The sequence below is a fragment of the Prochlorococcus marinus CUG1435 genome, from assembly GCA_017644375.1.
Classification (GTDB): Bacteria; Cyanobacteriota; Cyanobacteriia; order PCC-6307; family Cyanobiaceae; genus Prochlorococcus_A; species Prochlorococcus_A marinus_AH.
In genome coordinates this window covers 490758-502930 of the sequence record JAEPLP010000001.1, presented here as the reverse complement: position 1 = coordinate 502930, position 12173 = coordinate 490758, and the positions used below count along the sequence as shown (strand labels likewise).

Here is a 12173-nt window from a genome sequence, read left to right as displayed (position 1 = left end):
ATTCAATGCCTTTTGCAAATAATCAAAGAATTACACGTAGACGTAGTTCAGCTGGCCCTACTCCTCCAAAACGACCAATAGCTAATAATTCTGAATTTAATGGTAGACAGGCTCAAGGTCCAAGACCTACTTTTTTAACTCTAAGGGATCATGGGAAAGTTTTTGTCGCTGATTTACCTAATTTGTCTGATGGTCAACTAGCTCATATTAGTAAAGAAGCTAATGAAGTTTTAAATAGTTTGGAAAAAAGGCTTAGTGATCTTGAAAATGAGCCTAATAGTATTAATCCTGAAAACGATACATTGATAAAAGCTTCTACCAAAAGAGATGTCACACTGAGGTTTATTAAATCCATAGAAGAAGAACAAGAACATAGAAAGAATAATCCTGCCTTAAGAGATGCTGCTTCTGAATCGTTACCAAGAACTTTTCTAGAGGTTGCTAGACATAGATTGCCTGGAGCTACATTTGATTCATTACTGCGAGAGGCTCTTGAAGCGTGTGCAGTTGATGAAAGTACTGAAGAAAATCAAATTATTGATGAACCCAAAGAAACCGTAAAAATCATGGATCTACCCTCTTCCAACACAAATGCTTCACTTGTTGTTAGTATCGAATCTAATGGTGATTCTAAGAATGGCTCTATTTGATTCAACACAAGAGTTAATTAGTTTAAACGATCATAATAATGCAAAAATTAATCTTAACTCAAAGAAAGATCCTATTTTATGTAATCATTGCAAAAGGACTTCATCAAACGGTGTTAGATGTTTAGGAATGTGTGTAGCCGATAATGATTACTAAAACAGTCAAATATATGTAAATGATCTTATGAAAATAATTATTAAATCAATTAATTTTATTTATTAATTAATATAAGTTATTATTTACAAATAATAAAGAAAAGATTTTTTTATATAGATAAGTAATTGAAACTTTTTACCCTTTATTTGAAATTGAAGTTCTTAGAAGATTTCATAATTAAATGTTTAAAAAAATTTAAGAAGGCGGCACCCAGATTCGAACTGGGGATAAAGGATTTGCAATCCTCTGCCTTACCACTTGGCCATGCCGCCGTAAAAGATTCGATTAAATCTTTTTATGATCTTAACAGTAAGGTGTCTCATTCTCTATTATTTATATGCAATGGCCATGGAGAAGATGTAATTGCATTGGAAATTATAAAAAGATTGTTAAAAAAAATAAAAAATAAAAATATTGAAGTTTTGCCTTTAGTAGGAAATGGAGATGTATTTAATTCCATAAAATCAAAGAATTTTCGTAAAATAGGATATTTAAAAGAGCTGCCTAGTGGAGGTTTTAGTAATCAAAGCCTAAAGGGATTTTTGCTTGATTTATTTGCAGGATTTTTAATTGATAATTTAAGGAATTTTTTACTTGTAAAACAAAAGTCAAAACATAACTGCAAAATAATCGCAGTAGGCGATTTCTTGCCATTACTTTACGCTTGGAGTTCAGAATGCGAATTTAGTTTTATTGGAACACCCAAAAGTGATCATACTTGGAGTAGCGGCCCCGGATGGGATTTAAGCGATTTGTATCATAAGTTTAAAGGTTCCGAATGGGATCCATGGGAAATATTTTTAATGAAATCTCCAAGATGTAAAAATTTAATTATGAGAGATAAAATCACAGCCAATAATTTGAATAGAAAAAATATTGATGCAAAATACTTGGGTAATCCAATGATGGATTTTGTTAATGCAACAAATGAGAAGATATCAAATATTATTTCTTTTAAAAGGATTATTTTGTTAGTTGGAAGTAGATACCCTGAAGCACTTAAAAATCTTGATAATTTTCTTGATTGTTTGCAGGATTTTGATTTATCAAAGGATTTGGTAATACTTTTGCCTTTGAGCATTAATGCGAATGTGATTCAAATACAAAGTTATTTAAATAAATATGGTTTTATAAAACAGAGTAAGGTTAAATTTCTAATTGATGAAGATGCAGTATGGAAAAAGAAAAATCAATATATAGTGATTGGAAAAGGTAAATTCAATATTTGGGCCAATATGGCAGAAGTTGGCTTGTCTAATGCAGGAACTGCTACAGAGCAAATTGCTGGCCTTGGAATCCCATCTCTTTCTCTTCCAGGATCTGGACCACAATTTACAAAATCATTTGCAAAAAGGCAATCAAGATTATTGGGAGGAAGTGTTTTAGTTTGCAAGAACAAAAAAATTCTTTTAGAACGTTTAAGTTTACTTTTGAATGAGAAAGTTGATAGGTTAGAACAAGCAAAAATTGGCAAAAAACGAATGGGTTATTCTGGCGCAAGCAAGAAAATTGTAGATTCCATAAACCTCCATTTGTTATCTTAGTAAATGGCACTAGTGTATTAATTATTAATTCTTTTATGTACCCAATAAATGATCGGCAATATCTAAAAATTTGCGCAGAGATTGCAAAACTTATGAGTATAAGCTTATCTTCTGCTAAAAAGAAAGTAGAAATTCAAATTGCAAAAGAAGGCTCAAAAACTATTCAAGAAAAAATACAAGTTGCTCAAAATATTTTAGAAATTTGTGAAAGAAATGATGCAGATAAATTAAGTTCTTCGAGAATACTTGATAAGCTTATGGAAACTCTTGATGATGAAGATAATTTTTTAACTGAAGATTGATTTTTAATGTTCAAATATATTTGAGAATTTTAGTATGTCTAAATCAGCATGTACAGAAACTATTTCAAAACATTTTTGAGCTAATTCATATCTATTCTCTCTTTCTAAAATAACTTTTAATTTGTGCATAGCTTCAATTAAATATTTAACATCATTTGCTGCATAATCTAATTGATCTTTTGTTAAATCTTCGTTGCTACCCCAATCACTGCTTTGTGAACTTTTGTCTAATTCTATGCCTAACAATTCACTAATTAAATCTTTTAAACCGTGTCTATTTGTATAAGTTCTTGCCAACTTACTAGCAATTTTTGTACAAAAAATATTTTTTGTATTAATTTCAAGATTGCATTTTAGAGCTGCCACATCAAATCTTGCATAGTGAAAAATTTTAGTAATTTTGTCATCTTCAAGAAGTGTTTTTAAATGAGGTGAAGAAGATGTATTAATTTCGATTTTTATACAGGATGTTCTTTTAAATTCATTGCATATTTGTACTAAACAGAGTCTATCTCTTCCATGAATTAAACCCATTGCTTCAGTGTCAATAGCTAGGTAGGATGATTTTTTATAAAGATTGTATAAATCTGCTGTTAAATCGTTATGAACAAGATCAATATTTTTATTTTCAATAGTCATTTTTAATCAGTTTTTAAAATAATTTTAGATTTAGAATATTACTTTAGATTTTATTTAATTAAGAATTTTTATCTAATAGGAATATTTTACAGAATAAATCTAAAAAATTATAATATGATGTAACTTTAATTTTTATTCTCAAGTTACTAGAAAAAATTTATTTAATGTCCTATTCCTTAAATTCAACATTATTGCTGACAATTCTTTTGGCTATAGGATTATTTTTTTTTCTTAGGGCTTCTAGTAAAGATAGAACAACCATCGTTGAGATTTCATCTTCTCAGCAGCCAGTTAAGGTTTTAAATGGTTTATGTGAATGGCTTAATTTGAGGGGATGGAAGCAAACGGGAGGAGATTTTGAACAAAGAATTTTAATATTTAAGGGACAAGTTGTTTCTAGTAAATTTTTAGCAATTTTTTTAGGTTTTCTTGGCGGTTTTGGTTCCTGTGCTTTGGGATTAGTAATAATTCAACTATATCCTGAATTTGGTTGGTGGCCTATTCTTCTAGGATTAATTGGAGGCCCTTTGTCTGGCATTGTTTATTTTAAAAAATCAGCAAGAGAGGAGAAATTTGAATTAAGGTTGATCAACGAAAATGAAAATGATTCAACTTTTATGAGATTAAAAGCGCATAGGGATGAATTAATCTCTTTAGAAAATGAACTTGGAGAAAAACTTCAATTGAAAAGTGACGGTTCTTTATTCAAAACTCCTATTTAAAGTTAGTTTGAAAGTAATTCATTAATATTTAATCAAAGATACTATTCTCCAAACAGAATTTCTCTAACTCTTTATCATTTAACCAATCTTGGGGTTTTGTAAAAATTGATGTGAGAAATTCCTCTCGAGATCCCTTTTTAGCTTTATATCCATACTCCCATCTTGCTAAAGGCGGTAAGGACATTAATATTGATTCAGTTCTACCGTTTGTTTGTAGTCCAAAAATTGTCCCTCTATCCCAAACTAAATTGAATTCGACATATCTACCTCTTCGATATAGCTGGAATTCTCTTTCATTAGATGAATATGTTTGAGCAGCTCGTTTTTCTATAATGGGTAAATATGAAGGAAGGAATGCCTGCCCACAGTTTTCCGCTAAAGAAAATAAATTATCCCAATTTAAATTAGATTTGCCAAAATTTTGCGAAGCTTTTGATGCCTCTCCATTTTGATTATTTCCTCTATAAATATTGCCTGAACCATCTTGATAATCATAAAAAATACCTCCTATGCCTCTAGCTTCATTTCTATGCTTCAAGAAGAAATATTCATCACACCATGGTTTGAAAACTTTGTGCAAATTTTTATCAACTTTCTCACAAGCTTTTTTATGCTCGTTATGAAAATTTCTCACATCAGAAAGATAAGGATAAAAAGGGGTTAAGTCTGCACCTCCTCCAAACCACCAAACAGGACCAGCTTCGAAGTATCGATAATTCAGATGAACTGTAGGAATATAGGGATTCTTAGGATGCAAAACCATAGAAGTTCCTGTAGCAAACCATTCATGACCTTTTGCTTCAGGCCTTTGAGAGATTATAGATTGAGGTAATTCTTTCCCTTGTACTTCAGAAAAATTTACTCCTGCTTGCTCAAAAATAGAACCATCTTTCAATACTCTTGATTTCCCACCACCACCTTCGTCTCTTAGCCAGGATTCTTCTATAAATTTTCCTTTCCCATCTACACTTTCAAGCCCTGAACAAATTTTGTCTTGTAGAGTTAATAAGAGATTTTTAGTTTTTTCTCTGGAGTTTTTAGGAGGTTCTCTGAACATGTATTTAGTAAATCTTGAAGAAAAAAATTTTTTGGTTAATTATAAGTTTCCCTTTATAATTTCTCTTAGGGGGTCCTTATTGCCTATTATTTGATAGTTCGACATAGTTCTTAATCTTTTAAATAGTCGACTACCTCGTCAAAATATTAAAAAATTTAATGACCACAATAGAAGATGCGAATTTTGCTTTACAAAAAGTTTTAGATGCTGGATCAAAGAAAAATGTAATTGAATTGGCTTGGATTAAAAATGTAAGAGTAACTATACCGAGAGTAATCGTAACATTATCATTACCATCATTTGCAAATTCTCAGAGAGATAGAATTGTGCAAGAGGTTAGAAAAGTATTACTGGATTTTGAAGATATTGATGATGTTCAAATAGAGATAGATAATAATTTTTCCAAAACAGAATCTACTACAGAAAGTAGTGGGCCAGAACTACAACATATTAAAGGTATTCGACATATTATTGCTGTTAGCAGTGGCAAAGGTGGAGTTGGAAAAAGTACCATTGCAGTTAATCTAGCTTGTTCTCTAGCTAAATTAGGCTTAAAAACTGGTTTGCTGGATGCCGATATATATGGACCTAACACTCCCTCTATGATGGGAGTTGCCGAACAGAATCCAAAGGTTAAAGAAGGAAGTGGCAATGATCAACGATTAATACCAATAAATAAATATGGAATTTCAATGGTATCAATGGGTTTCCTTATAGAAGAAGGTCAACCAGTTATATGGAGAGGACCAATGCTTAATAGTATTATCCGACAATTTTTGTACCAAGTTGAATGGAATAATCTTGATTTTTTGGTTATTGACTTGCCTCCAGGAACAGGAGATGCTCAAATATCCCTTTCTCAATCTGTGCCTATTTCTGGAGCTATTATTGTCACTACTCCTCAACAAGTATCATTGCAAGATGCAAGGAGGGGATTAGCAATGTTTAAACAACTCGGAGTGCCTTTACTGGGAATTATAGAAAATATGTCAGTATTTATTCCTCCAGATATGCCAAGTAAAAAATATGAAATTTTTGGTAAAGGTGGTGGACAAACATTAGCTAAAGAAAGTGATTTGCCATTATTAGCCCAAATTCCTATTGAAATCCCTCTCGTTGATGAAAGTAATAAAGGTGTACCAATATCAATAAGCCAGCCCAATAAAGAAAGTTCTATTGCATTTGGTAATTTAGCTCAATTAATTAAGAATCAATTTGTTAATAGATAATTGATGTATAGGAGAATTTCTTTATTAAATAAGAGAGGATTTTCACCAAAAAAAGACAACTTTAATAGAGGTTTTTTATTTTCTCCAGTACTTATAATTCCTCTGTTTTTAGTTATTATTTCAGGTTTATTAATAAAAAGTATTCAGGGTGATTTTTTAGTATCGAATTATTTAGATCATATCCTTACTGGTTTTTTAGGTTATTTTTTAGCATTTTTTATTTCTTATATACCACTAGAGAGAATTAAGAATTATGTGGTTCCATTTTATTTATGTACTTTAATATCCTTATTACTAATTTATTTTTTTGGGATCTCAGTTTCTGGAGCTCAAAGATGGCTAAACTTGGGCCTAGTTTCTTTTCAGCCTTCAGAAGTAGCTAAACTAAGTACTGTATTAACTCTTGCTTTAGTACTCGACAAAAAAATAATCTTACAAATAAGAGATCTCGTATTGCCATTATTAGTAGTAGTTATTCCTTGGTTATTAATTTTCTTTCAACCGGACTTAGGTACCTCTTTAGTTTTACTTGTTTTAACGGGTGTTATGCTCTATTGGTCGCAAATGCCCATAGAATGGATTTTGATATTAGTGTTTTGTATTATTACTTCTGTATTATATTTAACCTTACCAACTCTTCTTATTTTCTGGATTCCAGTTATAGGATATCTTGCTTATAGATCTTCGAATAAGAAAATTATTTTTTCTGCTCTCGCTATTTCGTCCCATTTATTAGTGGCAAAATTGACACCAATTTTGTGGCAATATGGCTTAAAGGAATATCAAAAAGATAGATTAGTTTTATTTTTAGATCCAAATAGAGATCCATTAGGTGGTGGATATCATTTGATACAGAGTAAAATTGCAATTGGTTCTGGAGGATTATTTGGGACTGGTTTACTACAAGGTAAGCTAACTAATTTGCAATTTATACCAGAACAACATACTGATTTTATATTCAGTGCTTTGGGCGAAGAATTGGGTTTTGCGGGGTGCATAATAGTTTTATTTTTGTTCTTTTTTTTGATTAAAAAACTTATTAATACTGCAACAGTTGCTAGGACTAACTTTGAATCTCTAATTGTTATTGGGATAGCCTCAACTTTTTTGTTCCAAATAATTATTAACTTATTTATGACTATTGGATTAGGACCAGTAACTGGAATTCCGCTTCCTTTTATGAGCTATGGTCGAACGTCATTGGTGACAAACTTTATATCTATTGGATTTGTTTTATCTATTTTGAAACGTTCTAGATCACTAAGAAGTTTATGAAATCACAAATAACTATAAAAAAAATTCAAGACCTTCTGATTAAAGGAGTTCAAAATATAGATTTGGATGATGATTCATCCAGGAGAATGTGGTGGGCTTCTTTAGAAGTTATTCAAAAAGATTTCCTATCTCAAAATTATAAACATGGGGGGATTTGGGTTGCCTCGCCTTTGCCAGCTTTTAATGATAAAAAATTTTTAAATCAACTTCATGGATGGCTTTGGTCTCCTGAGGGTTTTCCATACTTTCAAAATGAGAATGCAGGTTTTTTACCAGTGAATAATTCAGATAAGACAAAAAAAGATTTTGATTTAGTTAGTAATTATAAAGTCTTAAATCTTTGTCAAGAAGATGGTTATGAACCTTTTTTAATGATAATCACCCCAAATTTTCAATGCATATTATCAATTGTTGGAGAAAAAGATAAGAAAATTCTATTAATGAAGTGTGATGAGGAAAGCCTAAAACTTTCAATTGAATTAATGCATGCAAAATTAAATCAAGAAAATCATGAGGAAGGAGTAAAATTTCGTAATGCAATAAATAATTTAGGTAACCTAAATATTAATAATCAATTTGAAAAATTATTTTGGCCAAAATTATCGGCAAAATTAGCAAATATTGCGCCAAATCATCACATACATAATTCTTTAGAAAATGATGAAAAAAATTTCCAAATAACTGAAGCAAAATTATTGCGCGCAATATCTCATGAAGTAAGAACGCCTTTGGCAACAATAAGAACCCTCATAAGTTCTACTTTAAAAAAATATAAGATGGACGAATCAATGAAAAATCGTTTAATTCAAATAGATAATGAATGTAATGAACAAATTGATAGGTTTGGTCTAATCTTTAATGCAGCAGAATTAGTCAGTAATGAAGTTCCGTCATTAAATAACTTGGCAAAAATTAATTTAGCTGAAATTTTTCAAAAACTTTCTCCTTTTTGGAATAAACAATTAAATCGACGTGGTATTTCTTTAAAGATTGATATCCCTAATCAACTTCCACAAATTTTGAGTGATTCTGAAAAATTAGAATTAATGTTAAGTGGATTAATTGATAAAAATACTAGAGGACTAAAAGAAGGTAGTACGTTAATTTTAGAATTAAGACCAGCTGGCCAAAAACTTAAACTTCAATTAAAAGTACAAAAATTAGAAAGTAATCAGAAAGAAACTCTAAAAAACGATAACGGTTCTGATATTGGTCCTGTTTTAAATTGGAACCCTCAAACAGGTAGTTTACAACTTAGTCAAAATGCTACTCAAAAGTTGTTAGCTAGTTTAGGAGGGCGTGTCACACAAAGGCGTGATACAGGTTTGACAGTATTTTTTCCGATTTCAGATTCAAAATAAATTGAGAAAAGAGTTTTCCATATATTAAATAATGTAGAAAATTTCCTGTAATTTGCGAATTTTGCAAAATATGAATGCTAATTTCTTATTAGAAATAACTTAAAATCAAGGATGACTGAAACTTTAGTTGGTCAATTTCCAAAGCATATAGGAAGCACTGGGGGTTTATTAAACTCTGCAGAAACCGAAGAAAAATATGCAATTGTATGGAAAAGTTCTAAGGAACAAGCATTTGAATTGCCCACCGGTGGAGCGGCTATTATGCATGAAGGCGATAATATAATGTACTTTGCAAGAAAAGAACAATGCCTTGCATTAGGGACACAATTAAGAGCCTTCAAACCAAGAATTGAAGATTTCAAAATATACCGAATTTTCCCAGGTGGTGATATTGAATTTTTACACCCCAAAGATGGTGTTTTCCCTGAAAAAGTAAATGAAGGGAGAGAGAAAGTAGGACATAATCCGAGAAGAATAGGTGAGAATCCTAATCCAGCTGGTTTGAAATTTACAACTAAGAATACTTTTGATTAACTTCTTCAAAGTTGATATAAAAGAAGAAAATAATTATAATTTGGGGTGACATTATTAACATGATCAGCTCAAACAAAGATAGTTTTTTAAAGGCTTATAAAGAAGGTAAAAATTTTATACCTATTATTCAAACTTGGCCAGCAGATTTAGAGACTCCATTGTCGACTTGGTTAAAATTATCCTCAAAAGATTCCCATGGTGTTTTTCTTGAATCTGTTGAAGGTGGGGAAAGTTTGGGTAGGTGGAGTATTGTCGCTACTAAACCTCTTTGGGAGGCCGTTTGTTATGGAGAAGAAATAGTTAGAACTTGGAATAATGGCAAAACTGAAACACATAAAGGTGATCCTTTTGACATTTTAAGAAGTTGGACAATGGAATATAAGTCAACCATGCTTAATGACTTACCATCAATTGGACAGTTATATGGCTCTTGGGGTTATGAATTAATAAATCAAATAGAACCAAGCGTTCCAATAAATGAAATACCAGAAAACAATATACCTTATGGTTCATGGATGTTTTTTGATCAGTTAGTTGTTTTTGATCAAATAAAAAGATGTATAACAGCAGTGGTCTATGTAGATACAACTTCTTCACTTGAGTCATCGATTGAAGAGTTATATCTAAACTCAATCTCCAAAATTCAGAAAACAAGAAATTTAATGAGAGTTCCTCTAAAAGAAAATGAGTTTTTAGATTGGAATGAAAATGAGAATTTGAATTTAGATCTAGAAAGCAATTGGAAGAAAAAAGATTTTGAGGATGCAGTTCTCTCTGCAAAAGAATACATAAAAAAGGGTGATATCTTCCAAATAGTTATAAGTCAAAGATTCCAAACTCAAGTCAATAATGATCCATTTAATTTGTATAGAAGTTTGAGGATGGTTAATCCATCTCCATACATGTCATTCTTTGATTTTGGCTCATGGTATCTGATAGGTTCAAGTCCTGAAGTAATGGTTAAAGCTGAAAAAAATAAAAATAATCAGATTGTTGCAAGCTTAAGACCAATAGCTGGTACAAGACCTAGAGGCAGTGATCTTGATCAAGATCTCCTATTAGAGAGGGATTTATTAAAAGATCCAAAAGAGATTGCTGAGCATGTAATGCTAATTGATCTTGGTAGAAATGATCTTGGCAGAGTTTGTGAAATTGGTACTGTGGAGGTCAAGGATTTAATGGTTATTGAAAAATATTCACACGTTATGCATATAGTGAGTGAAGTTGAGGGAATCTTAAAAAACAATTCTGATGTATGGGATTTGTTAAAGGCATGTTTTCCAGCCGGAACAGTAACTGGCGCACCAAAAATAAGAGCAATGCAATTGATTAAACAATTTGAAAAAGATGCTAGAGGACCTTATGCTGGAGTTTACGGATCGATTGATATTAATGGCGCATTAAATACGGCGATTACAATAAGGACTATGATAGTTGAACACGCAAAAGAGGGAAAATATACTGTATCAGTGCAGGCAGGTGCTGGAATAGTGGCTGATTCTTCTCCTGCAAATGAATATCAAGAGACAATTAACAAAGCTAAGGGGATACTAAAAGCATTAGCATGTTTGGATAAATAAATGAGTAAAGTTAATCTTTGTAAGGGTTTTGAAGTAGAACTTTTCACAGGCACTTTAAATTCTCATATTGGTGTTTCAGCTGCTATAGAAAAAGATTTTTCTAATTTTGTAAAAGAGCCAGATAATAGAAATGTTGAATACATAACAAAACCTGAAAAAAACTATGAGTTGTTATACGAGAAATTAATAACTCCAAGAAAAGATTTAAGAAAATGGCTAAAAAAAAAAGGGTTAACAATTATTCCTTCATCCACACTTTGTTTTAAACACGATATTCAATTTCAAAGATCAGAAATTGACAATGTTTATCATCAATTTATACAAGATAATTATGGGATATCTATTGCAACTTCAAGTGTCCATATAAATATAGGAATAGATGACTTAGATAAGCTTTTTGCCGCTATTAGGCTTATAAGATCTGAGGCTGCTTTGTATCTAGCCATAAGTGCTAGCTCACCTTTTTTAAATAATAAAATTACGGAAAATCACTCTCAGAGATGGATGCAGTTTCCCAAAACACCCAGTAAAGTCCCTTTTTTTGAAAATCATAATTCTTATATCGATTGGATCGAGGAAAATATAGCTAATAAAAATATGCAAAATATCAGACATTTTTGGTCTTCAATCCGACCAAATGGTCCCCGAAGGCCTTTAATTCTTGATCGTTTGGAATTGAGAATATGTGATTTCGTCCATGATATTAATTTGTTATTAGGGATAACAGCAATGCTAGAACTAAGGATTTTAAATCTTTTTGAAAATATAAATACTTTAGATCCTTTGACTTCGAGTATTTTTTCTATGAATGAATTATCCGCAATATGTGATCAAAATGAAATTAATGCTGCAAAAGATAGCCTTAATTCAGAGTTAATTCACTGGCAAGATGGCAAAAAAGTAATTTGTAGGGAATGGATATATAACTTATTATCAGATTTATCATCCACCGCAGAAAAATTTAATATGAAATACCTTTTGAAACCCATTTATAAGGTACTTGAAGAAGGTAATCAATCTATGAAATGGATAAATCAATATGAAAAAGGTCTTTCAATTGAGCAGATAATGAAAATCTCTATCGAAGATATGATCAAAAATGAAGAGGAGAATGTTTGATTATTTA

Annotated in this window: 13 protein-coding genes and 1 tRNA gene; 11 read left to right on the top strand and 3 right to left on the bottom strand. The window is 31.0% G+C overall.

The features are described 5' to 3' along the window. Positions 1-5: 5 nt before the first annotated feature. Both JJ844_02945 and JJ844_02940 read left to right on the top strand, forming a co-directional pair. On the top strand, positions 6-650 hold the full coding sequence (locus tag JJ844_02945) for a histidine phosphotransferase (protein ID MBO6974633.1): 645 nt from the start codon (positions 6-8) through the stop codon (positions 648-650). Continuing rightward, the gene (locus tag JJ844_02940) at positions 637-804 is read left to right on the top strand and encodes a hypothetical protein (protein MBO6974632.1); all 168 of its coding nucleotides are present in this window, start codon (positions 637-639) and stop codon (positions 802-804) included. The genes JJ844_02945 and JJ844_02940 overlap by 14 nt, the downstream gene beginning before the upstream one ends. A 201-nt stretch (positions 805-1005) precedes the next feature. On the opposite strand, the gene JJ844_02935 is transcribed toward JJ844_02940, so the two are convergent. Beyond that, a tRNA-Cys gene (locus tag JJ844_02935) sits at positions 1006-1076 on the bottom strand. Here JJ844_02935 and JJ844_02930 point away from each other — a divergent pair. Then, the gene (locus JJ844_02930) at positions 1041-2348 is read left to right on the top strand and encodes a hypothetical protein (protein MBO6974631.1); all 1308 of its coding nucleotides are present in this window, start codon (positions 1041-1043) and stop codon (positions 2346-2348) included. The genes JJ844_02935 and JJ844_02930 overlap by 36 nt on opposite strands. Positions 2349-2383: 35 nt before the next feature. Next, positions 2384-2650, top strand: coding sequence for a hypothetical protein (locus tag JJ844_02925; GenBank protein MBO6974630.1), 267 nt, complete (start codon positions 2384-2386; stop codon positions 2648-2650). Positions 2651-2653: 3 nt separating this feature from the next. On the opposite strand, the gene JJ844_02920 is transcribed toward JJ844_02925, so the two are convergent. Next, positions 2654-3289 (bottom strand): ribonuclease D, encoded by a 636-nt coding sequence (locus JJ844_02920; protein ID MBO6974629.1) that lies wholly within the window; start codon positions 3287-3289, stop codon positions 2654-2656. 164 nt (positions 3290-3453) lie between these two features. Between JJ844_02920 and JJ844_02915 the strand changes: the two genes are divergently transcribed. Then, the gene (locus tag JJ844_02915) at positions 3454-4011 is read left to right on the top strand and encodes a cofactor assembly of complex C subunit B (GenBank protein ID MBO6974628.1); all 558 of its coding nucleotides are present in this window, start codon (positions 3454-3456) and stop codon (positions 4009-4011) included. Positions 4012-4039: 28 nt separating this feature from the next. On the opposite strand, the gene hemF is transcribed toward JJ844_02915, so the two are convergent. Then, entirely contained in the window at positions 4040-5068 is a 1029-nt protein-coding gene (hemF, locus tag JJ844_02910) for an oxygen-dependent coproporphyrinogen oxidase (protein MBO6974627.1), read from the bottom strand. Between the two features lie 158 nt (positions 5069-5226). On the opposite strand from hemF, the gene JJ844_02905 reads away from it, so the two are divergent. The 6 genes from JJ844_02905 to gshA all read left to right on the top strand — a co-directional run bounded on the left by JJ844_02905 (position 5227) and on the right by gshA (position 12166). Continuing rightward, positions 5227-6297 (top strand): Mrp/NBP35 family ATP-binding protein, encoded by a 1071-nt coding sequence (locus tag JJ844_02905; protein MBO6974626.1) that lies wholly within the window; start codon positions 5227-5229, stop codon positions 6295-6297. A gap of 3 nt (positions 6298-6300) precedes the next feature. After that, a complete protein-coding gene (rodA, locus tag JJ844_02900; protein MBO6974625.1) occupies positions 6301-7572 on the top strand; it encodes a rod shape-determining protein RodA in 1272 nt (423 codons plus the stop codon). Continuing rightward, positions 7569-8933 carry a HAMP domain-containing histidine kinase gene (locus JJ844_02895; protein ID MBO6974624.1) on the top strand — a complete coding sequence of 455 codons (1365 nt, stop codon included), beginning with the start codon at positions 7569-7571 and terminating at the stop codon, positions 8931-8933. Before rodA ends, JJ844_02895 begins: the two co-directional genes overlap by 4 nt. Positions 8934-9044: 111 nt before the next feature. Next, complete coding sequence (locus tag JJ844_02890) at positions 9045-9467, top strand: photosystem I reaction center subunit II (GenBank protein MBO6974623.1); 423 nt, start codon at positions 9045-9047, stop codon at positions 9465-9467. A 59-nt stretch (positions 9468-9526) separates the two neighbouring features. Continuing rightward, positions 9527-11047, top strand: a complete 1521-nt coding sequence (locus tag JJ844_02885) for an anthranilate synthase component I family protein (protein MBO6974622.1) — start codon at positions 9527-9529, stop codon at positions 11045-11047. Further along, on the top strand, positions 11048-12166 hold the full coding sequence (gene gshA / locus JJ844_02880) for a glutamate--cysteine ligase (GenBank protein MBO6974621.1): 1119 nt from the start codon (positions 11048-11050) through the stop codon (positions 12164-12166). It abuts the gene before it with no gap. Positions 12167-12173 lie beyond the last annotated feature (7 nt).